This window comes from Aeromonas sp. PS2Canimalfood6 (genome assembly GCF_048276795.1).
GTDB lineage: Bacteria > Pseudomonadota > Gammaproteobacteria > Enterobacterales > Aeromonadaceae > Aeromonas > Aeromonas caviae.
This window is the reverse complement of sequence record NZ_JBLUXC010000013.1, coordinates 1-25,326: the sequence shown is the minus strand read 5'-3', so window position 1 is coordinate 25,326 and position 25,326 is coordinate 1. Positions and strand designations below refer to the sequence as shown.

Genomic DNA, 25,326 nt, shown 5'->3' with positions numbered 1-25,326 from the left:
CTCATTACGAAGCAACAACCTTGAGTAAGATGGCCTTATGAAAATCATCATTCTGGGCGCAGGTCAGGTGGGTGGCACCCTGGCCGAGAATCTCGCCGGCGAGAACAACGACATCACCATCGTCGACACCGACAGTGAGCGCCTGCGCGAACTGCAGGACAAATTCGACCTGCGGGTGGTGAATGGCCACGGCGCCCATCCCAGGGTGCTGCGCGAAGCCGGCGCCCAGGATGCCGACATGCTGGTCGCCGTCACCAACAGCGACGAGACCAACATGGTCGCCTGCCAGGTCGCCTACTCCCTGTTCAACACCCCGAACAAGGTGGCGCGCATTCGCTCCCCCGCCTATCTGGTGGAGCGGGATCGCCTGTTCCTGCCCGAATCCGTCCCCGTGGATCACCTGATCGCCCCCGAGCAGTTGGTGACCGACTATGTGCGTCGCCTGATCGAGTATCCGGGGGCGTTGCAGGTGGTGGATTTTGCCGACGGCAAGGTGGGCCTGGTGGCGGTCAAGGCCTATTACGGCGGCCCCCTGGTGGGCAATGCGCTCTCCACCCTGCGGGAACACATGCCCAACATCGAAACCCGGGTCGCCGCCATCTTCCGCCAGGGGCGCTCCATCCGCCCCCAGGGCACCACCATCATCGAAGCCGATGACGAGGTGTTCTTCGTAGCTGCGGCGGGCCATATCCGTGCCGTGATGTCTGAACTGCAACGCCTCGAGAGCCCCTACCGGCGCATCATGATCGTCGGCGGCGGCAACATAGGCGCCGGCCTCGCCCGCCAGCTAGAGAAGCGCTACAGCGTCAAGCTCATCGAGCGCAACCAGAAGCGGGCGGAGCAGCTCTCCGAGCATCTGGAACACACCATTGTCTTCTGCGGCGATGCGGCGGATCAGGAGCTGCTGGCGGAGGAGCACATCGACCAGATCGACGTCTTCATCGCGGTGACCAACGAGGATGAGGCCAACATCATGTCAGCCCTGCTCGCCAAAAAGATGGGGGCCAAGAAGACCATGGTGCTGATCCAGCGCGGCGCCTACGTGGACCTGGTACAGGGTGGCTCCATCGACATCGCCATCTCCCCCCAGCAGGCCACCATCTCGGCCCTGCTGACCCATGTGCGCCGTGCCGACATCGCCAACGTCTACAGCCTGCGCCGCGGGGCGGCCGAAGCCATCGAGGCGATCGCCCACGGGGACGAGAACACCTCCAAGGTGGTGGGCAAGACGGTGGGCGAGCTCAAGCTGCCCCCGGGCACCACCATAGGCGCAGTGGTGCGCGGTGATGAGGTGCTGATCGCCCACGATCGTACCCAGATACAGCAGGATGACCACGTGGTGATGTTCCTGGTGGACAAAAAGTACATCCCGGAAGTGGAGCGTCTGTTCCAGCCCAGTCCCTTCTTCCTGTAAGCCGGCCATGTCTCTGGCAACGGTATCCGGACCCGGCCCCTTTTCTCAGGAAAGGTCCGGGTCTTTTTTCAATCAACGACCAGGTTTTCTTGCATGATCAAGCTGCATCCCATCGTCTTCACGCTCGGGCTGGTGCTCTCCAAGCTGGCGCTCTTCATGTGGCTGCCCACCCTGCTGGCCCTGCTGACCGGTTCGGAAGGTTTCGTCGAATTTCTCAAGTCGGTCTTGATCACCCATGGTGCCGCTCTGCTCTGCCTCCATTACGGTCGCAAGGCAGAGTTTCACCTCGGCGTGCGGGAGATGTTCCTGCTCACCACCTCGGTCTGGGTGGTCGCCTGCGTCTTCGGGGCCCTGCCCTTCGTCTTCATCACCCGTATCGACTTTGCCGACGCCTACTTCGAGACCATGTCGGGGGTCACCACCACGGGATCCACCGTGCTGTCGGGGCTCGACGGCATGGCCCACAGCATCCTGCTGTGGCGATCCATCCTGCAGTGGCTGGGCGGAGTCGGCTTCATCGTGATGGCGGTGGCGGTGCTGCCCTACCTCAACGTCGGAGGCATGAAGCTGTTCCAGACCGAGAGCTCGGATTGGTCCGACAAGAGCGCCCCCCGCGCCAAAACGGTGGCCAACAACATAGTGCTGGTCTATCTGGTACTCTCCATGCTCTGCTTCCTCGCCTACTGGGTGAGTGGCATGAACCTGTTCGAGGCGGTCAACCACGCCATGACGACCCTCAGCACGGGCGGCTACTCCACCTCGGACCAATCCATGTCCCACTTCTCCCACGCGGCGCACTGGATAGGCACTCTCTTCATGTTCCTCGGCGGTCTGCCCTTCCTGCTCTATGTGCAGGCCCTCTCCCGCCGTGACAACAGCCTGTTCAAGGATGCCCAGGTGCAGGGCTTCTTCTGGCTGATCGTCTGGGTCACCGTGGTCGTCACCTTCTACCTCTGGGTAAGAGACATCTACGGCTTCATGGATGCCTTGCGCATCAGCAGCTTCAATATCGTCTCTGTGCTCACCACTACAGGCTATGGTCTCGGCGATTTCGGCACCTGGGGGCCGCTCACCACCATTATCTTCATCATCCTGCTGGCACTCGGCGCCTGCTCCGGCTCCACCTCGGGCGGGCTCAAGATCTTCCGGGTCCAGGTGGCCTTTGCCCTGTTCAAGAAACAGATGCGCCAGCTGATGCACCCCTCCGCCGTGTTTCCCCAGAAGTACAACGGCCGTCCGGTCAACGACGCCATCATCCGCTCCCTGATCTCCTTCGTGCTGGTCTACTTCGCCATCATCCTGCTGATCGCCGCCCTGCTCGCCGCCATCGGGCTGGACCCCCTGACCGCCATCTCGGGCTCCATCACCGCCGTGGCCAACGTGGGCCCGGGCATGGGGCCTGTCATCGGTCCCAGCACCAACTTCGCCAGCCTGCCGGATGCGGCCAAGTGGATACTGTCGTTCGGCATGCTGCTGGGACGCCTCGAGATCCTGACGGTGGCGGTGCTCTTCTTCCCCTCCTTCTGGAAGCAATAAGCAGCCGTCCAGGCTGTTGCATGAAACGAAAAGGGCAGCCAATGGCTGCCCTTTTCGTTGTCCCGGCGAATGACGACTCCCCTCAGTCCGCCGACTCCTCCCGCTCCAGCGCCCTGTCCACCAGCGCGTCCGGCAAGGGCTTGGTCACCTCGACCCCCAGCTCGCGAAAGCGCTCAGCCTGGGCGATCAGGTTGCCACGACCGTTGACCAGCCGGCCCATCGCCTTGTCGTAGCTCTCCTGCGCCTTGTGCAGGCTGCCCCCCATCTGCTGCATCTCCTCCACGAACAGCCGCAGCTTCTCGTAGAGGCGGCCGGCCCGCTCCGCTATCTGGCGCGAGTTCTGGTTCTGCCGCTCGTAGCGCCACAGGTTCTCTATGGTGCGCAGCGCCACCATCAGGTTGGTGGGGCTCACCAGCAGGATGTTGTGTTCCAGCCCGTAGCGCACCAGGGAAGGGTCCGCTTCCAGGGCAGCGAGGAAGGCAGGCTCCACCGCCACGAACATCAGCACATAGTCCAGGGTGCGCACCCCGGGCAACTGCTGGTAATCCTTGCGGCCCAGCTCGCGGATATGGTTGCGCACCGAGGCGACATGCTCCTTGAGCGCCACCGCCTTCTCCAGATCGTCAGCGGCGTTGTACCAGCGCTCATAGGCGGTCAGCGACACCTTGGCGTCGATGATGATGTCCTTCTCCTGGGGCAGGTGAACGATGACGTCGGGCTGGTAGCGCTTGCCCTTCTCCACCTCGATGTTGACCTGGGTGTGGTACTCATGCCCCTCGCGCAGGCCGCACTCGGAGAGGATCCGCGCCAGCACCACCTCCCCCCAGTTGCCCTGTTGCTTGCTGTCGCCCTTGAGGGCCCGGGTCAGCGCCGCCGCCTCTTCGGTCATGCGGGCGTTGAGCTCGGCAAGGCGCTCCAGCTCGAACTTGAGGTTGTGGCGCTGGGCCGTCTCCTGGGCGTGGGTCTCTCCCACCTGGCGGCGAAAGCCCTCCAACTGCTCCTTGAGTGGAGTCAGCAGGAGATCCATGCTGTTCTGATTCAGTTCGCGGAAGTTTCCAGCATTTTGTTCAAAGATACGATTGGCGAGGTTCTCGAACTGTTGGCTGAGGCGCTGTTCAGCCTCTTGTTGCAGTTGCAGCTTCTCGGCGCTGGCGATGCGTTCGCTGCGCAGGGTCGCCTCGGCCTCCTTGAGACGGGCGGTGAGCTTGAGCAATAGGGTCTGCTGCTGATCCAGCTTCTGCTGAGCCAGCATCTTCTCGTCCTGCAGCGCGTCCCAGCGATCCTGCAACCCCTGATAACGCTCCTCCAGCAGCAGCGCCTCTTCACGGCCGCTGCGCCGCCCCCACCACCAGCCGAACAGCAGCGCCAGCCCGCCAGCCAGCATGGCAGGCCACCAGGTCAGCAGCGGGGTCATCGGCGCCCCCGCTGGCGCAGGAAGAGTTCGAGATAGCGGTTGAGCAGCAACCAGATCAGCACATAGAGCAGGTAGGCCGCCAGCACCACCCACTTGTGGCTGTTGACCCCGGTATCCAGTTCACTGAACTCGATACCCTTGAGATGGCAGTAGACCCACATCAGCAGGGGGAAGACATAGAGCAGAGAAGCACGCCACAGAAATAGCCACATGAGTTCATTCAATCCCGCAAAAAGACCCGCCTAGCTTACACAAGGGCAACCCGGCTTGCGATCCTGCCCGCCGCTATTCTCTGGCTTGCCGGCCTAAAACTGGATAAAGTTAACCCCTAATAGGTATAGGGGTGGGCATGACGCATTTTTTCTGTCGCTGGCTGGCACACGCATGGGGGAGCCCCCGCAGACCCGAGGTGGTCTGCCATGAGGCACGCCCGCCCTGGGCCATCGACGAGTCCCAGTTCCTCACCCTCTGCACCCGTTGTGGCGACTGCTTCAAGGCGTGTCCCAACGGCCTCATCAAGCCCGCCGATCGCCCCGAATATGACGGCAGCCCCATCGCCGGTACCCCAGTGCTGGATCTCGCCTGTGGCCAGTGCAGCTATTGCGGCAGCTGCGCCAGAGCCTGCCCCACGGGCGCACTGGATCTCTGCCTCGGCCGTCAGGTGCAGACCCGGGTCAGGATAGAGGCGAGCTGCCAGGCCCGTCAGGGCTACTACTGCCTGCTGTGCGAAGATGCCTGCCCCCAGCAGGCGATCAAGGTCGGCAGCGAGGGAGTGACCGTCAACATGGCCGCCTGCGATGGCTGCGGCGCTTGCGGCCTCGCCTGTCTGCACGGAGCCATCACCCTTGTGCCCCAGCTCTGATCGCTGGCAATGACAGAGGGGCCCGCAGGCCCCTCTGTCATTCACCGTGGCATCATGCCATGGTCAGGATATTATCCTGCTCTATACCGAGAAGGTGGCACAGACGAGTGGGATCCCGCACCGCATCCGCCAAAGTGTACTCCCCCAGCACCTCCAGGAAGGCGTGCATGGCGCGGCGTAGAATGCCCTGGATGCGGCAGCCCCCGGAGAGACGGCAGTTTTCGCGCTTGCAGTCCACCGGGCAGAGCACGTGCTCCATGTCCATCACCACATCGCGCAGGTTGATGGAGACGGCGGCACGGCCGAGGCGGATGCCCCCATGCTTGCCACGCACCGTCTCGATGTAACCTTTGATGCCGAGCTGATGCACTATCTTGACCACGTGATTGCGGGAGATGGCGAAGGTGTCGGCCACTTCCGTGATGGTCGACAGGCGATCACCGGGCTGGATGGCCAGGAAGGTCAGGGTACGCAGGGCGTAGTCGGTAAATCGTGTCAGTTGCATGGTCGCACTTGCCTCTTACTACAAGCCAGAAATCAGGACGACAGCCGGTGGCCAAAGAGGGGGTCTGCACATGCGTGTGCACGGGATGGGCTTCTTCGACCGAGTCGTGAAGTCACAAGGGTAAGAGCAGCCCGGGCGGGTGTCGACGAAGATGTACATAAATCGACACTTTCTTTGATTGATCGCAAACTTGCCGCCTCGGCGAGGGGTTTTGGCGGTTTCCGTCGACAAATCCCCCCCTCCTCTGCCATCGCCGGAGCCGTTGTCCGGCGAGTTCAGTGGGGCTGTTTCAGCCAGTTGCGCAGCGCCTGGGAGGGGATGGAGCTCTCGGAAGCCACCGCGAAGGCGCCCCAGTCCACGGCGCACTGCAACGCATCGGCCATGGCCATACCCCGCGCAAGACCGTGGATGAGGCCGCCCGCGAAGGCATCCCCCGCCCCCGTGGTATCCACAACGGAGACCGGTCGCGCCGCCACCCTGACCTGCTCCTCCCCGTGAATGGCCACGGCTCCCGCCTTGCCCTCGGTCAGCACCAGCCATTCGAGCTGATCCCCCGCGAGCTGGCGGGCATGCTGCCAGGGGTCGCTCACCTCGCCGAGATCGGAGCGGGAGGCCACCAGCACGTGGCAGGGGCGGCGGGCCTGCCCCCCCTTGGGATACTGGGCCACCACGAAACTCTTGGCGAGCATCTGGCGCATGTAGCCCACGATGGCGGTGCCCGGATAGTTCACATAGAGGCAGTCCACCCCTTCGGTCGGCAGATCCCCCGGCAGATCCGGACGACGTGGGCGCCTGAGGATGGTGCGCTCACCGGTGGCGTCCACCAGCACCAGCAGCTCGCCGGTCTCGCCGCCAAAGCGTTCCACATGGCTGCAATCCAGGCCGTATGAGGCCGCCTGCTCCAGCAGCCAGTCACCGGTGTCGTCCAGCCCGACCCGGGAGGCGATGATCACCTCGTGCCCCGCCCACACCAGTCCGATGCCGGTATTGGCGGCGCCGCCGCCGAGTCTGCGCCCCTGATCCACGTATTGCAGCCGCGCCCCCGCCACCAGGGGTTCGGCCAGGGAGAGCACATGATCACAGTTGAGATTGGCGAGCAGCAGGATGCGGGACATGGAAACCTCGGCGGGAGGAGGCCGGCACCCCGGGGTGCCGGCACAGAAACGGAAGCGGGATCAGTAGACGGGCAGCTCCACCCCTGACAACAGCTCGTCGATGCGCGCCTGGGTCGGCTGCTGCATCACGTTCTGGATCATCTCCTTGGTGAGATGGGGGGAGAAGGAGCTGATGAAGTCATACATGTAGTTCTGCAAGAGGATGCTCTTGCTGAAGCAGATCTGGGCCGGGCAGGGCTCGAACAGGTGCTCCAGATTGATGGCCACGAGGCCGGGGGCATCGCTATCGTTGGCTACCAGGGAGGAGATGATGCCGATGCCAAAGCCTAGCTCCACGTAGCGCTTGATGACGCCGGCATCCATCACCGTCATGTAGTAGTTGGGAGTGAGGCCAGCCGCCTGGAACACCCTGTCCTGCACCTGACGCCCGGTGGCACCGCTCTCGTAGCTCAGGATGGGATACTGGCAGAGCTGCTCCAGGGTCGGCTTCTTCACCTTGGCCAGGGGGTGCTCCTGGGGCACCACCAGGGAGAGGGTCCAGAGGTAGGCGGGCAGCGCGATCAGCTCCTTGTCGAAGCCTATCTCGTGGGCCACGATGGAAAAATCCGAGTATCCCTTGCTGATCTGTTCCTTGGTGGCGGACATCACAGGATGCAGGTGGAACGAGATCTTGGGGTACTTTTTGGTGAAGTAGGTGACGCTTTTCGGCAGCAGGTAGCGGGCGATGGTGTGGGTGGTGTGGATGTTGAGGGTGCCCACGGTCGGATCCAGGTACTCCCGGGAGATGGCCTTGATCTTGCTCTCGATATTGAGCATGGCCTCGGCACACTTGATGATCTCCTCCCCCACCGGGGTGATCCGGTGCAGGTGCTTGCCGCGGCGCTCGAAGATGCGCACCCCCAGCTCGCTCTCCAGCAAGCCGATCTGCTTGCTCACCCCAGGCTGGCTGGTATAGAGCGCATCGGAGGCAACGGAGACGTTGAGATTGTGGTCCCGCACCGCGATCAGATACTTCAACTGCTGTAGTTTCAAGGTTGCCCCCTCACAGACTGACGCGGCGCTCGTCGATGGACTAGGCCGCCAAAAATGGCGGCCAGTGTATCATCCGGACTGGGCATATCGCCGCTTGATCCTTCATTTTGCTACAAAATCTAGCATCAGCGCGGTGGATATGACAAACGGGGTTCAGCGCGCGTCGGCCCCGATCGGCAGGATGCCGAGGAACTGCAGCAGCCACTGCATCATGGTGGCTGAATCCACCTCCCCTTCCAGGGAAGAGAGACTGCTCTGGTAATGTGCATCGGGCAGCCTGTCCCGTCGCCGCTCGATCAGGGCCCGGTTGTACGCCACCGAGAATTCCGGGTGCCCCTGGATGGCGACGATGTGATCCCCCTGCAGGAACATGAAGTTGGGGCAGAAGTCGTTGCCCGCGAGCAGGGTCGCCCCCGGCGGAAGCTGCTCCACCTGATCCTGGTGGCTTGCCAGGATGCGGATGGTGTCCAGACCCGGCGCCATCCAGGGTTTTGTCGTCTGCATGGCATGGACCGACACCCCCAGACCCCACCCCTTGGTGGACTTCATCACCTCCCCTCCCAGCGCCTGGGCGATCACCTGATGGCCGAAGCAGACCCCGGCCAGCTTGACGTTGGCATCGTGGGCCCGGCGGATCCAGTCGCGCAGCGCCAGGATCCAGGGGATGTCACTGTAGGCGTCGTGACGCGAGCCGGTGATGAGCCAGGCATCGCATTCGGTCAGATCCGGGGGCAGATCGCCGTCGAGGGCGGACCAGACCCGAAATTCCAGCTCGGGGGCCAACGCCCGGAAACCCTTGATAAACATCTCGGAGTAAACGGGACCAAAATCCCCCACCAAATCGGGGTCCAGCCGGTCACAATCGAGAATACCCAGTCGCATCTGTTACTCCTTGACAGAAGCGCCCCCGCAGACCGGCGGCCTGCGGGGGCAAGAGATTAAAGCCATGGCAGCGAGCCGGTGGCTCACTTCATGGTCGGCATGGAGAACTCGGCGCCGGCGCGCAGGCTCTGGGGCCAGCGGGCGGTCACCGTCTTCATCCGGGTGTAGAAGCGCACCCCATCCGGCCCGTGCATGTTGAGCGGCCCGAAGATGGACCGTTTCCAGCCACCGAAGCTGTGAAACGCCATGGGCACCGGAATGGGAACGTTCACCCCTACCATACCGACCTGAACCCGCGTGGTGAAGTCCCTTGCGGTATCTCCGTCACCGGTGAAGATGGCGGTGCCGTTGCCGTACTCGTGTTCGTTGATGAGGCGCAGGGCCGTCTCGTAGTCCGGGGCCCGCACGATGGCGAGCACGGGGCCGAAGATCTCCTCCCGGTAGATGCGCATCTCGGGGCCGACCCGATCGAACAGGCTGCCCCCGATGAAGTAGCCCTCGCCATGGCTCAGGCCCCGGCCATCCACCACCAGCTCGGCCCCCTCGGCCACTCCCTGATCCACGTAGCCGCGCACCTTGGCCAGGTGTTCCCGGCTGATGAGGGGCCCCATCTCGTTCTCCGGACTCTGACCGAGGCCGGGGCCGACCCGCAGGGCCGCCACCAGGGGAGAGAGCTTCGCCACCAGGGCATCGGCGGTCTCGTCACCCACCACCACGGCCACCGAGATCGCCATGCAACGCTCGCCCGCCGCGCCATAGGCGGCCCCCATCAGGGCGGAAACCGCCTGATCCAGATTGGCATCCGGCATGACCACCATGTGGTTCTTGGCGCCGCCCAGGGCCTGCACCCGCTTGCCGTGAGCCGAGGCGGTGGCATAGATGTACTGGGCGATGGGGGTGGAGCCGACAAACGACACGGCACCGACCCTCGGGTCGGTCAGCAGCACGTCCACCACCTCCTTGTCGCCGTTGACCACATTGAGCACCCCGTCCGGCAGGCCCGCCTGCTTGAGCAGTTCGGCCATGCGCAGAGAGAGGGACGGATCCTTCTCCGAGGGCTTGAGGATGAAGGTGTTGCCACAAGCCAGGGCCACCGGGAACATCCAGAGCGGCACCATGGCCGGGAAGTTGAACGGGGTGATGCCGGCGCATACCCCCACCGGCTGCATCATGGAGTGGCTGTCCACCCCGCGGCCCACGTTGAGGGAGTGCTCCCCCTTGAGCAGATGGGGAATGCCGCAGGCAAACTCCACCACCTCCAGCCCCCGAGTCAGCTCCCCCTGGGCGTCGGAGAAGACCTTGCCGTGCTCACGGCTGATGAGCTGAGCCAGCTCGTCCCTGTGCTGCTCCATCAGCTCCTTGAAGCGAAACAGCACCCGGGCCCGCACCAGCGGCGGGGTCTGGGCCCACTCCCCAAAGGCGCGCTCGGCGCAGGCAATCGCCTCGGCACACTCGTCGGCCGTGCTGAGAACGACGGAGCCCTGCTGCTGGCCGGTGGCCGGATTGAAGATGGCACCGAAACGCTCGCTGCGACTCTCGGTCGTCTCGCCGTCGATGAAGTTGTCGATCCTGTAACTCATAAATCCTCCGTGATGGGTCATCCGTCCTCCCCTCGCCGCGCCGGGGCAGCACAGGGGGATGACGCCCGGGACGAGCGCCATCCTGTGTGATGTGGGGGTCAGTCCTGGGCCTGCAGGGCGTCCTGCAGCAGGGTGAAGAGATCGTCGATCTGGCTGCGCTCGATGATGAGGGGCGGCGACAGGGCGATGATGTCGCCGGTCACCCGGATCAGCGCCCCCTTCTCGAAACAGCGCACGAACACCTCGTAGGCCCGCTTGCCCGGCGCATCGGGTATGGATTCGAGCTCGATGCCCGCCACCAGGCCGTAGTTGCGCACATCCTTCACGTGCTTGCAGCCCTTGAGGGAATGGGCCGCCTCCTCCCAGTAGCCCGCCAGCTCGGCCGCCCGGGTCAGCAGATTTTCGCTCCGGTAGATCTCGAGGGTCGCCAAACCCGCCGCCGCGGCCACCGGGTGGCCGGAGTAGGTGTAGCCGTGGAACAGCTCGATGGCCCCCTTGCCCGCCGCCATCATGTCGTCATAGATGTGGTTCTGTACCAGCACGGCCCCCATGGGGATGGCGCCGTTGGTGAGCCCCTTGGCACAAGTGATCATATCGGGGATGACGTCGAACTCCTGGGCGGCGAAGGGGGAGCCGAGGCGGCCGAAACCGGTGATCACCTCGTCAAAAATCAGCAGGATGCCGTGTTTGGTACAGATCTCCCGCAGCCGCTTGAGATAGCCCTTGGGGGGCATGATGACCCCGGTGCTGCCGGCGATGGGCTCGACGATGACCGCCGCGATGTTGCTGGCGTCGTGCAGGAAGACAATCTTCTCCAGTTCATCGGCCAGGGTGAGGTCTTCTGCTGGCAATCCCTTGGTGAACGCATTTTTCCCTATATTGAGGGTGTGGGGCAGATGATCCACCCCGGTCAGCAGGGAGCCGAACCACTTGCGGTTGCCGGGAATGCCCCCCACCGAGATGCCGCCAAAACCCACCCCGTGGTAGCCGCGCTCGCGGCCGATGAGTCGGGTACGGGTCCCCTGGCCGCGAGCCCGCTGCCAGGCCAGCGCAATCTTGAGCGCGGTGTCCACGGACTCCGATCCGGAGTTGGTATAGAAGACGTGACCGAATCCCTTGGGGGCGATCTCCACCAGCCGGTTGGCCAGCTCGAACGGCAGGGGGTGGCCCATCTGGAAGGTGGGGGCAAAATCGAGGTGGGAGATCTGCTGGGAGACCGCCTCGGCGATCTCGCGCCGACCATGGCCTGCGTTGCAACACCAGAGTCCGGCAGTGCCATCCAGTATCTTGCGGCCATCCTCTGAGTGATAATACATCCCCTCTGCCGACTTCAGGATGCGCGGCGCCGCCTTGAACTGCTGGTTGGCGGTGAACGGCATCCAGAATGCGGACATGTCGGGGGTATTGATGTCGCTGACAGGTTTCATGGTCACCTCATCCTTAAGGCGTTTAGTAACACCCGGCTCATGCCTATTAAATTAAACACCTGAATCCATAAAAAAGGGCTTTTATCGCCCGGCTTGGTGTCACCCCTCAGGGGTGGTATAAGATATTTAACACAATTTTAATAATAGTAAACAGTCAAGGAGTGTCTATCGATGGATATCGGTCACCGCCTCAAGGCGGTTCGCACCAAGGCGGCCCTCTCCCAGCGCGAGCTGGCAAAACGCTCCGGTGTGACCAACGGCTTTATCTCCCAGATCGAGAAAAATCAGGTGAGCCCCTCGGTGGCCTCCCTGCGCAAGGTGCTGGAAGGCATCCCCATGTCATTGGCCAGCTTCTTCACCGACGAGACGGAGATGGATTCCGAGGTGATCTTCCGTGCGGACGACATGCCGGATCTCGGCACCCACCCCATCAGCTACCGTCTGGTGGGTCACAGCCGCGCCAACCGCGCCATCGGCATGATGCAGGAGATACTGCCCCCGGGCGCCGACACCGGTGACGACATGCTGAGTCACGAAGGGGAAGAGTGCGGCATCGTCATCCGGGGTCAGGTGGAAGTCACGGTAGGCGAGCAAGTTCACCTGCTGGCACCGGGGGATGGCTACTACTTCGACAGCCGCACTCCCCACCGTTTTCGCAACGTGGGGGATCAGGAGTGCGTGCTGATCTCGGCCAACACGCCCGCCAGCTTCTGACGGGCCTTCTCCCGGAACAGCCCGCCGGGATCTCCCCTGCCCAGCCCAGGGATCAGGCCAGCGACACGGGCTCCCGCCCCGCCGCGCGACCCCAGACACCACAGGCCAGGGCGCCCGGTTTGCCCCGCCGTTGGCCCGGGTTGTTCGGGGTCAGTGTTTAATGAATTGTTACAAGATGGATTTACAAGCGGCAGGATGTTTAGCATATTGATACGCGGAGACTGACTTTCTGCCGGTTCAAGGAGTGAACATGAGTGACCTGACCCTGGCCCAGTGGCAACACAAGGCCGCCCATCTGACCCTGCCCTCGCAAGCCTTTATCGACGGCACCTACCGGGATGCCGTCAACGGCGCCACCTTCGATTGCATCAACCCGGCCAACGGCCAACTGCTGACCAGGGTCGCCTCCTGCGACGCCGCCGATGCCGAGCTGGCGGTCAAGGCGGCCCGTGCCGCCTTCGACGACAAGCGCTGGTGCGGCCTCTCTCCCAAGCAGCGCAAGCTTATCATGCAGCGCTTCGCCGAGCTGATGCGCCTGAACCTGGTGGAGCTGGCACTGCTGGAGTCGCTGGATATGGGCAAGCCCATCGGCGACGCCATGGGGTATGACGCCCCCGCCGCCGCGAACTGCATCGCCTGGAACGCCGAGGCGATAGACAAGATCTACGATCAGGTCGCCCCGGTGGAAGAGTCCGCCCTGGCCCTGGTGACCCGCGAGCCCCTCGGTGTCGTGGCCGCCATCGTGCCCTGGAACTTCCCCCTGGTGATGGCCTGCTGGAAACTGGGCCCGGCGCTCGCCACCGGCAACTCGGTGATCCTCAAACCCTCCGAGAAATCCCCCCTCACCGCCCTGCGCATCGCGGGTCTGGCGAAGGAGGCGGGCATCCCCGACGGCGTCTTCAACGTGCTACCGGGCTTCGGCCACACCGTGGGCGAGGCGCTGGCCATGCACATGGACGTCGACTGCATCACCTTCACCGGCTCCACCAAGATCGGCAAGCACCTGGTGCAGTGCTCCGGCAAGTCCAACCTCAAGCGCGCCTTCATGGAGTGCGGCGGCAAGAGCCCCAACATCGTGCTGGCGGATGCACCGGATCTGGATGCCGCCGCCAGAAGCGCCGTCGGCGCCATCTTCTACAACCAGGGGGAAGTGTGCACCGCCGCCTCCCGCCTGCTGGTGCAAAACAGCATCAAGCCCCAGTTCATGGAGCGGCTGCTGGCCCATGCCCGCGAGTGGATCTCGGCCAACCCGCTCGACCCCACCACCCGCATCGGTGCCATGGTGGACCACATCCAGATGGAGCAGGTCCTCAACTACATCGCCATCGGCCAGCAGGAGGGCGCCAAGCTGCTGCTGGGGGGCAAGCGCACCCAGCCCGAGGAGGGCGGCTACTACATCGAACCCACCATCTTCGACGACGTGACCCCGACGATGCGCATCTTCCGCGAGGAGATCTTCGGCCCCGTGCTGGCGGTGACCGGCTTCGACACCCTGGAAGAGGCCATCGCCCTTGGCAACGACACCGACTACGGCCTGGCGGCCGCCATCTGGACGGCGGATCTCAACCAGGCGGTGAAAGGGTCGCGCGCCCTGCGCGCCGGCACCGTCTTCGTCAACAACTGGGATGGCGGCGACATGACCATGCCGTTTGGCGGCTTCAAGCAGTCCGGCAACGGGCGCGACAAGTCCCTGCACGCCCTGGAGAAGTACACCGAGCTGAAAAGCACCTGGATCCAGCTCGAATAACGTCATAAATGACGCTTATCAACAAAACAGGGGGGAGAAATCCCCCTTTCTCATTTTTACTCTTTTATCCCCTCGCTCAATCGATATAATCGTCAAATAGCAAGCCATTAAATTTAAAGATAAAAATGCTGTTTTTTCTGGGAAGTGTACTGTTTCTGGTGGTGGGACTGCCGCTGTTGTTCTTCGTGCTGGGTCAGGGGGAAGCCTATGTCACCTGGGGCCCCTGGATCTCCGCCATCGCCCTCATGCTGTGGCTGCTGATGGACGTGGAGAAGATCCGCCGCGGGGGCGGTCGCTGAAGTCGCTCCTGCTGTTAAAATCCCGTCAGACCCATTTATTGTCTTCTTTCCCTGCAAAAGGATCGCTACACTGACTTTTTGCGATGTTTCCCGACATCCGCACTCCAGTGAAGGTTATCCGCATGCAACAACAGATCCAGCGCCAGGGCGTCCTCTATGCCCTCGGCGCCTACACCCTTTGGGGCCTGGCACCCATCTACTTCAAGTCCCTCTCCGCCGTGCCGGCCGCCGAGATCCTGACCCACCGCATGATCTGGTCCTGCGCCCTGCTGATGGTGCTGGTGCTGCTCGGACGCCAGTGGCACAAGGTGCAGGCGGTGCTGCGCCAGCCCAAGGTGCTGCTCACCCTGGCCTTCACCTCCGTCACCGTCGGCGGCAACTGGCTGCTGTTCATCTGGGCCATCAACAACGGCCACATGCTGGATGCGAGCCTGGGCTACTACATCAACCCTCTGTTCAACGTGCTGCTCGGCATGGTGTTTCTGAGCGAGAAGCTGCGCCGCCTGCAGTGGTGGGCGGTAGGGCTCGCCTTTGTCGGTGTTGCCGTGCAGCTCATCGCCTTCGGTTCCCTGCCCTGGATAGCCCTGGTGCTGGCCTCGAGCTTCGCCATCTACGGCCTCATTCGCAAGAAGCTGGCCCTGGACGCCCTCACCGGCCTGCTCATCGAGACCCTGATCATGCTGCCGCCAGCCGCCTTCTATCTGTGGGGCATCGCCGACAGCCCCACCAGCCACCTCACCCAGAATGACTGGCACCTGAACCTGCTGCTCATCGCCGCGGGCGCCGTCACCACGGCCCCCCTGCTCTGCTTCACCGCGGCGGCCACCCGGCTCAAGCTCTCCACCCTGGGCTTCTTCCAGTACATAGGCCCCAGCCTGATGTTCATCCTGGCGGTGACCCTGTATGGCGAGGCGCTGGCGCTGGACAAGATGATCACCTTCGGCTGCATCTGGAGCGCCCTGGTGCTGTTCAGCCTGGATGGCCTGCGCAGCGGCAAGCGGCGCCAGGAGGCCGGCTGAGGCGCCGGCGCAATAATCTACAAGCCAAGGGGCCGCTTTCGGGGTATCAATAGGGGATGAACGCACCCCAATCCCGCATCCACTACTGGCAATCCCGGCTGCTGCCGGGGGTTGAACTCTCCCACTCCCACCACAGGGAGTTCAGCTATGGCCGCCACGTGCATCTGGACTACCACATCGGTCTGGTGCAGCGGGGCGGCCAGAAGTTCATCCACAAGGGGAACAGCCACCACCTGGTGCGCGGCGAACTCTCCACCGTCAACCCGGACGAGATGCACGACGGCCTCAGCCTGCTGCCGGAAGGGTACGAGGTGCGGGTCTTCTCCATCGCCCCCGAGCAGCTGGCCCGCTGGCTGCCGGAGCACCCCGAGCCCTTTTTCCACCAGGGATTGCAGAGCCGCCCCGACCTCTATCAGGGCTTTGCCCGCCTGCACATGCACCTGGACGGCCCTTCCCCCGACGGCCTGCTGGCGGAGAGCCAGTTGCTGGCCCTGCTGGGCGAACTGTTCCGGCTCGCCCCCGAGCGCCACGCCCTGGCGGATCCCCAGCTCAGGTTCCTGCGCGACCATCTGCTGGCCCGGCTGGACGAGCGCCACACCCTGGAGGACCTGGCCGCCCTGTTCGGGCTGGATCGCTTCGCCTTCCTCCGTCAGTTCAAGAAGAAGACCGGCATGACCCCCTATGCCTGGCTCAAGCGGCTGCGCCTCGAACAGGGCAAGCGCCTGCTCGGCAGCGGTCTGCCGGTGAGCGAAGTGGCACTGGCGGTGGGCTTCTTCGATCAGAGCCACTTCCACCACGGTTTTCGTCAGGCCTTCGGGCTCACCCCGGCGGAGTATCGCCAGCAGATGCTGCCCGCCTGAATCGTCGCCGCTGCAATCTTTTACAATCTCCCGTCCCCCGTCCTGCCCCATGCTGTCACCTCCATACCGCTGTCGGAGGTCTTTTATGTTCACCAGCCTGTTTCTGACCCTGGGTCTCGTCCACCTCGTCGCCCTGGCGAGCCCGGGCCCGGATTTCGCACTCATCCTGCGCACCAGCCTGCACAGGCCCACCGCCCTCGGAGCGGCCCTTGGCATCGCCCTCGCCATCCTGCTCCACGCCACCCTGAGCCTGACCGGCATCAGCCTGCTGATCGCAAGCCAGCCCTGGCTCTTTCTCGCCGTGAAACTGGTGGGTGCCCTCTATCTGGGCTGGCTGGGCTGGGGGGCGCTGAAAGCGGCCTGGCAGGGAAGCGGGGATCTGGCGCTGCGCGCCGGAGGCGAGCGGCCGGGCTGGCGCAAGGGGGTGAAGAGCGGGCTGGCCACCAATCTGCTCAACCCCAAGGCGATGCTGTTCTTCATGGGACTGCTGGCCGCCATGGTGACGCCCCAGGTGGATGGCCTGACCCGGGGATTGCTGATCCTGGAGCTGTTCCTGCTCTCCCTCGTCTGGTTCAGCGCCCTGGCCTGGAGCCTCTCCACCCCCCGCGCCCAGCACCTGCTCGGCCGCATCCAGCGCCCGCTCAACCTGATGACGGGCCTGCTGTTTGGCGCGGTCAGCCTCTCCATCCTGGTGGATCTGCAGGGGCACTGGCCAGCGGCCTGACCGGCACGTCCTTGTTGGCGGCAAGCAGGGAGGGGCCTTGACGGACGGCGCGACTACTCCCCGCGCCGCATCCCCTTGCGCAGGTAGACGTAACCCTCCCCCGGGCTGCCCCAGCGCTGATGGGCGCCGTTGTCATAGGCCCTGTCCAGCAGCCGGACACTGTCCGGGCCGATCCAGAGGTACTGCACCAGGGTGGTGGCACCGCCAAAATCGGTGGTGCAATGCCCGACCCGGGTCTGTCCCTTGTACTCCCCGCTCGGCTGGCGGGTCAGCCAGATCTCGCACCCTTCGCGCAGGGAGAGTTGCTGCGGGGTGAGGGAGTCAAGCAGCTCGGGCCGACGCCAGGCGCCGGCAAAATCCGTGGCCCTCGGCATGGTCAGTTCGGCCATCAGGATGCGGCCATCGGGCAGGGAGGAGAAGCGGTAGATGCGCTGGCGAAACGGCCGCTGCGCCCGCTCGGTCAGAAACTGCTCCGCATAGACCCAGCGAAAGGGGCCCTCCCCGGGCCAGATCTCCACCAGCCGCAGCTCGGCACTGGTGAAGCGGGCATCGAAGGTGGCCTGCTCCTGGCTGGAAAACTCCCCCGAGAACCAGGAGAGCAGGGGCTCCAGCCTCCCCTGCGTGGCATGGGGGCCGGGGGCCGTCACGAAGGGGACGGGCGCCGCCCAGATCAGGCTGGCGTAAAACAACCCCAGCAGGGCCGCCATCAGCTGTGTCATCGAATCCTTCCGAGTCGCTTGCATGGCGGCGATTATATGAGCGAACGGTGACAATAACCTCTATCTTGATCAACTCCTTGAAGAGAAAACGAAAAATCCTCTCTGCAGGCGAAAGGAAGCGACGCACCCCCGCAGGCCACGGGGATGACGGCTATCCTTGCTGCGACCCGTCCCTGTTGCCACCAAGAGGAGTCCCCCATGAACACAGTCACTCTGCATCGCGTACTCAAGGCCCCGCCACAGCGGGTATACCAGGCCTTTATCGAGCCGGACGCCCTGGCCAAATGGCTGCCCCCCCATGGCTTCACCTGCAAGGTGGCGGCGCTGGATGCCAGGGTCGGCGGCCAGTTCAGGATGTCGTTCACCCACTTCGCCAGCGGCCACACCCACGCCTTCGGCGGCGAGTATCTCGCGCTGGAGCCGGGCAAGCGCATCCGCTACACCGACCGCTTCGACGACCCCAACCTGCCGGGGGAGATGCAGGTCACCATCACCCTCACCCAGGTGCTGTGCGGCACCGATCTCGCCATCGAACAGGCGGGTATTCCGGCGGTCATCCCTGTGGAGATGTGCTACCTCGGCTGGCAGGAGTCCCTGATGCAGCTCGCCACCCTGGTGGAGCCCGAGATCCCCGCCGAGTGACCCGACACGGGGGCTCCCCCGGTGGCCCCCGCACAGATACCCTTGTGAGAGAGGGGCCTGATCAGGTATCTCTGTGGGCAGGGCGGGCTGTGTTCTTGCAGCGACCATCCACCGCCAGGAGCCCCCATGAAACGAGTCTTGATGATGACCATGGCCGCCGCCCTGCTGGGCGGGTGCGCCGTGAAGAACCAGGTCACCCACAGCCTGCAGGCGATCCCGCTCACGGCCTTCCAGCAAAGCGAGAGCAACCCCAACCAGCGCATCTACAAGGAACCCGGCGTGGATTTGCGCCAGTACCACGCGGTGCTGCTCGACCCCTTGCAGTTCATCCGCCAGGAGAACGGCCAGTGGTATCTGCTGACCGCCAACGAGCAGAACGAGATCGGCCGCTACTACCACGCCACCTTCCAGCGCGAACTGATGAGCCAGGGCGTCAAGATGGCTACCGAACCCGGTCCCGGCGTGATGCGGGTGCAGGCGGCCATCACCAACTTCGACCTGACCCGGCCCGACCCCAAGCTGCGGGATCTGCTGCCCGCCAAGATCGCCATCAACGTCACCCGCGAGGTAATAGGCAAGGAGCCCTATCTGCTCAAGGTGGGCAGCATGGCACAGTTGCTCGACGCCCAGAGCGGCAAGCTGCTGGTGCGGGTGATGGACGCTCGCGAGAGCCCGGACACCACCCACAAGGATTCCCCCATCACCGCCGAGGAGATGGAGAAGATGATCGATCAGTGGGCCGCAAGTCGCGCCAAACAGCTGGCCGACAACCTGGGGCGCTGAGCCGGGCCGAAAACGACAAAGCCTGCCAGGGGGCAGGCTTTGTTGTCGCTGAAGCGCGGTTTATTGCAGGTTCAGACCGCCCAGGTAATCCCGCTTGCCCAGATCCACCCCGGCCTGGCGCAGCAGGGCATAGGTCATGGTGAGGTGGAAGTAGAAGTTCGGGATGCCGTACTCGTGGACGCAGCTGTGGCCGTCCATCCCCTTGCCACCGGCCCAGTAGGGATAGTAGTGGCCGCTCGCGTACTGGCTGAAATCGGCGTCCAGCTTGCCTTGCAGGTAGGCGATGGTCTTGGCCACGTGGGCGCGCAGATCCGCCATGGTCTTGGGATCATCCCCCAGCACCGGCGGCTCGCTCAGGCTGGCGGTGGCCACCACGGCGCGGGCGCTGTCACAGCAGATCAGCACCTGCTTGCTCAGGGGCAGCATGTCGACGATGAGGCGCTCATTGAAGAAGTTCTCCACGTTGAACTTCTTCGCCTCGGCGTGGGCCTCGGCCTTGGCCAGGCACTGGTCCAGGTTGGTCAGCATCTTGATGAACTGGGCGGCAATTTCACGATTCATAATGCACTCTCGGTTGGTTGAAGGCAGTAAAACGAGCGGCTCCACTATAGCGCATCCCCCTTGCAGTTCGAGCCCGAGGGGATGAAAAGCGGGGGCGTCCTCCCTGCCCTGCGACAGGCGGTGGCGATCACCGGCGGGCAGCGAGGCCAGAGCGCCGCGCCCCGTCGCCGCACCGAGTCCCTCTTTCCCCTTTTTTTGATCTGTGACAGGCATCTCGTTTTTCGAGGGGCGTAGTCTGGAGCTCGTTGCCCCGGCACGGGCCGGGCACCCATCCCACAAGGAGAATGCCATGAAGATCTACGATCGAAACCGCAATGTGCTGACCCTGGGCCAACGGGTGATGATTGCCGCCACCGGCGCCGTCGACTTTCTGAAAGAGGCTCACACCGATAACCTGACCCCCTATCAGGCCGAGCATGAAAAGTGCGTGCTGCTGGCCAACTCCCGGGAGCAGTACGCCCCCATCGAGTTGATTAGACTAGGCTGATCCCGTTTCCCGTCACCCTACTCTTTACAATTCACCCGGCCGCACGCCCGTCGCTGGCCGGGTTTCTGGTCCCCCGTTTCTCCATCATCTCTCATTGCCCTAGTCCCATTGATGCTCGATGGCAGCTAGCCATGTCTCCATCTGCTTCGGCGTCAAAGGGCCGCTCGGGGTACCGGTCACGGCCCGTGACATGGGGATCAAGCACGCCATCGCCAATGGCTTCGGTTAGGGCGGCGTGAATGCCTGCATATGATTCCAGCGCGGGCAGTGGGCTTGTTCTTGCCATTGGCTGGAAGGGCGGCGAACGCCTTGTCCAGGTGTTCGCCAACACGTTTTGATAGCGACTGCCAACATCGCTGCGACTTGCTTGAAAAGATGATGCTCGCCTACGCGGTGGGCACTGTGCCTCCGTCGATCACATATTCGGTACCGCTGATGGAGGCGGCCAGGGGAGATGCCAGAAAGGCGATGAGATTCGCAACCTCCTGCGGTTTGGCAGGGCGACCGAGGGGGATCCCTCCCAGGGAATCCATGATGATCTGCTTACCTCCCTCGTAGTCCGTGCCAGCCTGGGTTGCCAGCCGCTCGGCCAGCGCAACGGATGCCTCCGTCTCTATCCAGCCGGGAGAGACCCGTACCACCCGCACCCCTTTTGGCGTCACCTCTTTCGACAGGCTCTTGCTGTAGGTTGACAATGCAGCCTTGGCGGCGGCATAGGCCGTGGTCGACTCAGGCAGGGGCAACTCACGCTGGATGGAGGTGACATGGATGATCACCCCCTCCCCCTGTACCAGCATGGCGGGCAGCAAGGCGCGATCCAGGCGCACCGCCGGCATCAGATTCAGGCAGAGCTCCCGCTGCCATTCCTCCTCCCCCAGCGCTGCGAAACCGCCACCCGGCGCCGATGAGCCCCCCAGCACGTGGACAATGATGTCCACACCGCCCAGCCTGGCGTTGACGGCATCCACCACCGTATTGCAGCCTTCCACACTGGTCAGATCGGCGGCGACGAATTGCGCTTCCGGCACCTCCGCCGGGCGGCTGCGCGCCGTGGTCAGCACCCGGGCGCCATTGTCACGAAACAGGGTGAATACGGCCTTGCCCACCCCCTTGGTCCCCGCGGTGATCAATACACGCCGGCCTTGCAGTGCCAAATCCATTGTCATCATCGTATCTCCAGAGAGTGAATGTCGTCGCCCGACATCAGGAACAGGTGATCAAGCATCACAGGACTGCCGGGGAAGTTGCCCGCCACCTTGGCAACCACGGTCACCCGCGCCCCGTCCTGCGTCACCTTCATGGGTGTCACGCAGTAGTCGAAGGCGGCCCGGGTACCCGCCATCCAGGACTGGATGGCGCTATGTCCCTGATGGGTATGGCGTTCGTCCCGCACAAACGCATCTTCGGTGAAACATCCGGCCAGGCGGGCAGGATCCCCCCCGTTGCTGACCTCGAAATAGGTGGCAATGGATGGAAAGAGTAAGGTCGTCATCGTCATCCTCGCTAAAAGACAATTGCTGTACCGCCACTTTCCACATAGGCTTACGTTTAATCAAGTACGCACAAAAAAGTAAGTGACTCACCCATGAACAAGATCTATACCCCGTCCACGGCGGCCACCGGTGTCGAAGAGGTGCTCAAATTGCTGGAAGGGCGCTGGAAGCTGGTCATCCTGTTCCACCTGTTTGATGGCAAGGTGCAGCGTTATTCGGACTTTGAGCGGCTGATCCCGGCCATTTCCCAGAAGATGCTTGCCCAGCAGTTGCGACAGCTGGAAGCAGACGGCATCGTCGTGCGCAAGGTCTACCCGCAGGTGCCGCCCAAGGTGGAGTATCGCCTGACCGACTGGGGACAGGCTCTGTGCCCGGCGCTGGACGCCCTGCTGAAATGGGCGGAGCAGAAAGAGGCGCTACAGCCCGAAAACGCAGCCGAGCAGGAAACGTCCGACTAGCCATCCGTCAACCAGGCAGCCGCAAACCGGCTCCGCCACCCTGGTCCTAACAATTCACCCGGCCGCACGCCATGTCGCTGGCCGGGTTTCTCTCTCCCCTCTCTACTCCTTCTCCGAGCCGCTGCACCTTATGAGGGCGAGGCGATGCAGCTGGCCGGGATCCAGCCTGATTGCCCCGCTTCGTTGTGAACCCAGAGCCAGCCTGCCAGCTCCCGATCCACCCGTACCCGCTCCCCCGCCGCCACGTCCAGCTCCCGGGCGGTATAGTCCTGGCGCGCCTGCGCCTCCTCCGTGCCGATCGGGGTCAGCAGGGACAGGGGCGCCCACCCCTCGTTGCCGTCTGCGGTAAAGGTGCGCACCCAGCCCGGGAACTCGTCGTCCTCGTGGCCGATGCGCACCCGCTCTCCGGCCCGAAAGGCGATGGGATTGGGGTAGCAGGTGTGGTGCGCCGTGGTGATCAACGCCAGCATTGTCTCGTCCTCCGACAGGTTCTGATGAGTAACGTCCAGAGTCATACCACAAGCAGGGCCCCGTTGCGTCAACCGGGCTCACACCCTCTGGCAGAGGGTGTGAGCCCGGGGCGGGCCGACGACCCTGACCCCCACGATTCATTACTGTCAGTGAATTTTCATATCATCCGAGTGTCATTTCAGTGAACACATCGCCGCCCTAGACTGCTTCTCGAACCTTAACGAGGAGTCTTGTATGAAACTCACCCCTATCCCGTTGCTGGCCGGCACCCTCGCCTCGGCCTTCTCTTTCAACACCTTCGCCGGTGACATCGTCTCGGTGCAGTTCAGCGATGGCCGCCCGGCCGTGACCGGCGTCGAAGCGGTGAACAACGCGCTCAACCCCATCGGCGTCAACGTGGTCACCGTCGACATTCCCGAGGCCGCCAGGCCGCTGCTCGCCGCCTCCCACCGCCGCGCGTTGACCAAAGCGGAGCACGGCGCCCTGATCTCGGCCTTCAACCTGAGTCAGGGGGAGCTGCTGGAACAGGCCAGGCTCGCAGGGCGCGAGCCCGCGGTGCAAGGAGGCGGCGTCGCCACCGAAGAGACCGGCGTCGGCCCCTACCCCAAGGTCTATGACCTGATGGCGCTGGACGAGCGCACCCGCAGCGCCGTACTCGGCAAATATGGCCGCATGCACGTCAACTCCGCCGAGGACGGCACCGACATCGACGAGGTGATGACGGTGGTCAGCGGCGGCCCGTTCCGCTGGGGCTTTACCCTCGAAGACGGCAGCATCGCCCGCTTCCAGATAGACAAGGTGGGCCTTGAGGACAAGGCCGTGCGGATCAGCTATCACGGGCTCGGCATGCACGCCGGGTTGATGGATGCAAAACAGGGGCTGCTGGTGGCCTTCGCCCACGGGCCCAGAGCGTTCACCATGCGCTACCAGGCCGACGTGCCCCACGCCCAGTTGCTCGGCACCAACCCCTGGGCCGATGTCGGCATCACCCTGCCCCCCGCCCCCGGCAAGGTGCAGTAAGCCGGTGCGTGCCATCTGGCGGCGGGGCCCGGGCCCTGCCGCCTGCTTCTATGCCTGCCGTCACGGGCCGGGGTGCCCGGGGCCCATCGCCTCTCTTTCGTCTGCGTCCCTGCCACGCCCGGGGGGCCATGATCCGGGCCGGTCTGCCACCGGCAACTATCTGTCTGGCGGGGGATGGGGGGTGGACACCCCGGGGAACCGCACTATTGTGATAAAAGTGCGCAATGATGGCGCCATCATTTACCAGTAGTGAATTAACGGGGGCAGGATGAACAAGATCACGGCGCTGAACGTCTTTCGCCGGGTGGTGGAAATGGGCACCTTCAGGGCGGCGGCGGACGATCTGCGCCTCTCCCAGGCGGCGGTCAGCAAGAACATCAACGAGCTGGAAGCCTATCTCGGCATCGCCCTCATCAACCGCACCACAAGGCGGCTGAGTGTCACCGAATCCGGCATGGCCTATTACGGCCAGATATGCGCCGTGCTGGACAGCCTGGAGGCCGCCGACCAGTCCATCATGGCCGCCTCCTTCACCCCCAGGGGCAGGCTGAGGATCGGCATGCCCATGTCCTACGGGCTGATCCGCCTCAACCCCCTCGTCTGCGCGTTCCAGCGCCGCTACCCGGAGATCGGCATCGAGGTGATCCTGAGCGACGCCTACATGGATCTGGTGGATCAGGGGCTGGACGTGGTGATCCGGGGGGCAGGCACCCTGGAGGACTCCACCCTGCGCGCCAAACCCCTGTGCGAGGTGCAGCGGGTGCTCTGCGCCGCCCCCGATTACCTGAAGGAGGCGGGCCAACCCGCCCACCCGGCGGATCTCAAGGGCCACAACTGCCTGCGCTACAGCCTCTCCTCCTCCCCCAACAAGTGGTTCTTCACCCGGGACGCGGAGAGCGTGGCGGTGGAGCTGCCCCCCGCCAGCTTCTGCGCCAACAACGGCATCGCCCTGAAACAGGCGGCGGTGCAGGGGCTCGGGGTGATCCTGGTACCGGATGAATTCGTGTCGGACGAACTGGCGGACGGCACCCTGGTCAGACTGCTCCCCAACTGGCTACCCGACCCCCACGCCCTGTTCGCCGTCTACCCCTTCCACAAGGAGCAGTCCCGCAACGTGCGGCTCTTTATCGAATTTATCGTCAAGGCGTTTCAGCCGAGGTGAGCCAGACAGGCGGGATCCTGAGGTTTTTGTCTGTCGGAACCCGCCTGCATGTAGGTTCGATTAACGAAGCGTCATCGGACGATCGCGGAATCGAACCTACAGCCCTCCAAGTCTTATATTCCTAAATAACTGATCCCAATAGTGCTACACCTTCGCTGTGCCATAGCCATTCCCCGGGAAAGGAGACACGGTATCCATGAAGTGTTTCACTCGGGCCAGCAGGTTTGCCATCCCTCTGCATTGATGATTGCGCGTGATGGTTTCATGTAACTTGTGCCATAGCCGTTCTATGTGATTAACCCAAGGGCTGTAAACTGGCTGGAACACCAGGCAGAACTTGGGATTCTTCTTCAACCATCGCTCGGTCTGTTTGCTTTTGTGAATGATGTAGTTATCGAGG

The 25,326-nt window shown here is 63.6% G+C and carries 29 protein-coding genes; 15 read left to right on the top strand and 14 right to left on the bottom strand.

Going from position 1 to position 25,326, the window contains the following annotated elements:
• Positions 1–37: 37 nt before the first annotated feature.
• Both trkA and ACNPAA_RS07815 read left to right on the top strand, forming a co-directional pair.
• The gene (trkA, locus tag ACNPAA_RS07820) at positions 38–1,414 is read left to right on the top strand and encodes a Trk system potassium transporter TrkA (protein WP_010672504.1); all 1,377 of its coding nucleotides are present in this window, start codon (positions 38–40) and stop codon (positions 1,412–1,414) included.
• 93 nt (positions 1,415–1,507) lie between these two features.
• Positions 1,508–2,950, top strand: a complete 1,443-nt coding sequence (locus tag ACNPAA_RS07815) for a TrkH family potassium uptake protein (RefSeq protein ID WP_201871912.1) — start codon at positions 1,508–1,510, stop codon at positions 2,948–2,950.
• A gap of 82 nt (positions 2,951–3,032) precedes the next feature.
• On the opposite strand, the gene rmuC is transcribed toward ACNPAA_RS07815, so the two are convergent.
• Positions 3,033–4,364 carry a DNA recombination protein RmuC gene (gene rmuC / locus ACNPAA_RS07810; RefSeq protein ID WP_201872914.1) on the bottom strand — a complete coding sequence of 444 codons (1,332 nt, stop codon included), beginning with the start codon at positions 4,362–4,364 and terminating at the stop codon, positions 3,033–3,035.
• Complete coding sequence (locus tag ACNPAA_RS07805; RefSeq protein WP_201956029.1) at positions 4,361–4,576, bottom strand: hypothetical protein; 216 nt, start codon at positions 4,574–4,576, stop codon at positions 4,361–4,363. The genes rmuC and ACNPAA_RS07805 overlap by 4 nt, the downstream gene beginning before the upstream one ends.
• A gap of 137 nt (positions 4,577–4,713) precedes the next feature.
• Between ACNPAA_RS07805 and ACNPAA_RS07800 the strand changes: the two genes are divergently transcribed.
• The gene (locus tag ACNPAA_RS07800; protein WP_010672500.1) at positions 4,714–5,226 is read left to right on the top strand and encodes a ferredoxin-type protein NapF; all 513 of its coding nucleotides are present in this window, start codon (positions 4,714–4,716) and stop codon (positions 5,224–5,226) included.
• Positions 5,227–5,278: 52 nt separating this feature from the next.
• Here ACNPAA_RS07800 and ACNPAA_RS07795 read toward each other — a convergent pair whose 3' ends face one another.
• From ACNPAA_RS07795 to ACNPAA_RS07770, 6 genes are all read right to left on the bottom strand, one after another.
• Positions 5,279–5,731, bottom strand: coding sequence for an Rrf2 family transcriptional regulator (locus tag ACNPAA_RS07795; protein WP_010672499.1), 453 nt, complete (start codon positions 5,729–5,731; stop codon positions 5,279–5,281).
• Positions 5,732–6,006: 275 nt separating this feature from the next.
• Complete coding sequence (locus ACNPAA_RS07790) at positions 6,007–6,846, bottom strand: PfkB family carbohydrate kinase (RefSeq protein ID WP_010672498.1); 840 nt, start codon at positions 6,844–6,846, stop codon at positions 6,007–6,009.
• Between the two features lie 60 nt (positions 6,847–6,906).
• Positions 6,907–7,878 (bottom strand): LysR substrate-binding domain-containing protein, encoded by a 972-nt coding sequence (locus ACNPAA_RS07785; RefSeq protein WP_041212153.1) that lies wholly within the window; start codon positions 7,876–7,878, stop codon positions 6,907–6,909.
• A 153-nt stretch (positions 7,879–8,031) separates the two neighbouring features.
• The gene (locus tag ACNPAA_RS07780; RefSeq protein ID WP_010672496.1) at positions 8,032–8,760 is read right to left on the bottom strand and encodes a glutamine amidotransferase-related protein; all 729 of its coding nucleotides are present in this window, start codon (positions 8,758–8,760) and stop codon (positions 8,032–8,034) included.
• A gap of 83 nt (positions 8,761–8,843) precedes the next feature.
• A complete protein-coding gene (locus ACNPAA_RS07775) occupies positions 8,844–10,340 on the bottom strand; it encodes a CoA-acylating methylmalonate-semialdehyde dehydrogenase (RefSeq protein ID WP_053288836.1) in 1,497 nt (498 codons plus the stop codon).
• A 98-nt stretch (positions 10,341–10,438) separates the two neighbouring features.
• Positions 10,439–11,767, bottom strand: coding sequence for an aspartate aminotransferase family protein (locus ACNPAA_RS07770; protein ID WP_202016935.1), 1,329 nt, complete (start codon positions 11,765–11,767; stop codon positions 10,439–10,441).
• A gap of 171 nt (positions 11,768–11,938) precedes the next feature.
• Between ACNPAA_RS07770 and ACNPAA_RS07765 the strand changes: the two genes are divergently transcribed.
• The 6 genes from ACNPAA_RS07765 to ACNPAA_RS07740 all read left to right on the top strand — a co-directional run bounded on the left by ACNPAA_RS07765 (position 11,939) and on the right by ACNPAA_RS07740 (position 17,130).
• Positions 11,939–12,481 carry a cupin domain-containing protein gene (locus ACNPAA_RS07765; protein WP_010672493.1) on the top strand — a complete coding sequence of 181 codons (543 nt, stop codon included), beginning with the start codon at positions 11,939–11,941 and terminating at the stop codon, positions 12,479–12,481.
• Positions 12,482–12,731: 250 nt separating this feature from the next.
• Entirely contained in the window at positions 12,732–14,228 is a 1,497-nt protein-coding gene (locus ACNPAA_RS07760) for an aldehyde dehydrogenase (protein ID WP_039039526.1), read from the top strand.
• A 125-nt stretch (positions 14,229–14,353) separates the two neighbouring features.
• Positions 14,354–14,527 carry a hypothetical protein gene (locus ACNPAA_RS07755; RefSeq protein WP_010672491.1) on the top strand — a complete coding sequence of 58 codons (174 nt, stop codon included), beginning with the start codon at positions 14,354–14,356 and terminating at the stop codon, positions 14,525–14,527.
• 122 nt (positions 14,528–14,649) lie between these two features.
• Positions 14,650–15,546 carry an EamA family transporter RarD gene (rarD, locus tag ACNPAA_RS07750; RefSeq protein WP_010672490.1) on the top strand — a complete coding sequence of 299 codons (897 nt, stop codon included), beginning with the start codon at positions 14,650–14,652 and terminating at the stop codon, positions 15,544–15,546.
• Positions 15,547–15,602: 56 nt separating this feature from the next.
• Positions 15,603–16,406 (top strand): AraC family transcriptional regulator, encoded by an 804-nt coding sequence (locus ACNPAA_RS07745; protein ID WP_201872912.1) that lies wholly within the window; start codon positions 15,603–15,605, stop codon positions 16,404–16,406.
• A gap of 85 nt (positions 16,407–16,491) precedes the next feature.
• Complete coding sequence (locus ACNPAA_RS07740) at positions 16,492–17,130, top strand: LysE family translocator (protein ID WP_010672488.1); 639 nt, start codon at positions 16,492–16,494, stop codon at positions 17,128–17,130.
• Between the two features lie 53 nt (positions 17,131–17,183).
• On the opposite strand, the gene ACNPAA_RS07735 is transcribed toward ACNPAA_RS07740, so the two are convergent.
• Positions 17,184–17,849 carry a chromophore lyase CpcT/CpeT gene (locus ACNPAA_RS07735; RefSeq protein ID WP_210538368.1) on the bottom strand — a complete coding sequence of 222 codons (666 nt, stop codon included), beginning with the start codon at positions 17,847–17,849 and terminating at the stop codon, positions 17,184–17,186.
• Positions 17,850–18,047: 198 nt separating this feature from the next.
• Between ACNPAA_RS07735 and ACNPAA_RS07730 the strand changes: the two genes are divergently transcribed.
• Both ACNPAA_RS07730 and ACNPAA_RS07725 read left to right on the top strand, forming a co-directional pair.
• Positions 18,048–18,491, top strand: coding sequence for an SRPBCC family protein (locus ACNPAA_RS07730; protein WP_042882233.1), 444 nt, complete (start codon positions 18,048–18,050; stop codon positions 18,489–18,491).
• Positions 18,492–18,617: 126 nt separating this feature from the next.
• A complete protein-coding gene (locus ACNPAA_RS07725; RefSeq protein ID WP_417891674.1) occupies positions 18,618–19,274 on the top strand; it encodes a DUF3313 domain-containing protein in 657 nt (218 codons plus the stop codon).
• Positions 19,275–19,334: 60 nt separating this feature from the next.
• On the opposite strand, the gene ACNPAA_RS07720 is transcribed toward ACNPAA_RS07725, so the two are convergent.
• The gene (locus ACNPAA_RS07720) at positions 19,335–19,835 is read right to left on the bottom strand and encodes a DUF1993 domain-containing protein (protein WP_103244059.1); all 501 of its coding nucleotides are present in this window, start codon (positions 19,833–19,835) and stop codon (positions 19,335–19,337) included.
• 289 nt (positions 19,836–20,124) lie between these two features.
• Between ACNPAA_RS07720 and ydfZ the strand changes: the two genes are divergently transcribed.
• On the top strand, positions 20,125–20,322 hold the full coding sequence (gene ydfZ, locus ACNPAA_RS07715; protein ID WP_171865047.1) for a putative selenium delivery protein YdfZ: 198 nt from the start codon (positions 20,125–20,127) through the stop codon (positions 20,320–20,322).
• Between the two features lie 386 nt (positions 20,323–20,708).
• Here ydfZ and ACNPAA_RS07710 read toward each other — a convergent pair whose 3' ends face one another.
• Together ACNPAA_RS07710 and ACNPAA_RS07705 are read right to left on the bottom strand one after the other, a co-directional pair.
• On the bottom strand, positions 20,709–21,491 hold the full coding sequence (locus tag ACNPAA_RS07710) for an SDR family oxidoreductase (protein WP_199767283.1): 783 nt from the start codon (positions 21,489–21,491) through the stop codon (positions 20,709–20,711).
• A complete protein-coding gene (locus ACNPAA_RS07705; protein ID WP_052814920.1) occupies positions 21,488–21,814 on the bottom strand; it encodes a nuclear transport factor 2 family protein in 327 nt (108 codons plus the stop codon). The genes ACNPAA_RS07710 and ACNPAA_RS07705 overlap by 4 nt, the downstream gene beginning before the upstream one ends.
• Before the next feature lie 93 nt (positions 21,815–21,907).
• Between ACNPAA_RS07705 and ACNPAA_RS07700 the strand changes: the two genes are divergently transcribed.
• Positions 21,908–22,273: a winged helix-turn-helix transcriptional regulator gene (locus ACNPAA_RS07700; RefSeq protein WP_103244058.1), complete on the top strand. Its 366-nt coding sequence runs from the start codon at positions 21,908–21,910 to the stop codon at positions 22,271–22,273.
• A gap of 128 nt (positions 22,274–22,401) precedes the next feature.
• Here the strand turns inward: ACNPAA_RS07700 and ACNPAA_RS07695 are convergent, their stop codons facing one another.
• Positions 22,402–22,743 carry an SH3 domain-containing protein gene (locus ACNPAA_RS07695; protein WP_103244057.1) on the bottom strand — a complete coding sequence of 114 codons (342 nt, stop codon included), beginning with the start codon at positions 22,741–22,743 and terminating at the stop codon, positions 22,402–22,404.
• A gap of 235 nt (positions 22,744–22,978) precedes the next feature.
• Here ACNPAA_RS07695 and ACNPAA_RS07690 point away from each other — a divergent pair, with 235 nt between their 5' ends.
• Both ACNPAA_RS07690 and ACNPAA_RS07685 read left to right on the top strand, forming a co-directional pair.
• Positions 22,979–23,764, top strand: coding sequence for a hypothetical protein (locus ACNPAA_RS07690; RefSeq protein ID WP_201872906.1), 786 nt, complete (start codon positions 22,979–22,981; stop codon positions 23,762–23,764).
• A 268-nt stretch (positions 23,765–24,032) separates the two neighbouring features.
• Positions 24,033–24,926: a LysR family transcriptional regulator gene (locus ACNPAA_RS07685; protein WP_202007371.1), complete on the top strand. Its 894-nt coding sequence runs from the start codon at positions 24,033–24,035 to the stop codon at positions 24,924–24,926.
• 144 nt (positions 24,927–25,070) lie between these two features.
• On the opposite strand, the gene ACNPAA_RS07680 is transcribed toward ACNPAA_RS07685, so the two are convergent.
• Positions 25,071–25,326, bottom strand: a 256-nt coding sequence (locus tag ACNPAA_RS07680; protein WP_417891673.1) for a transposase, incomplete at its 5' end; no start/stop codon positions are given.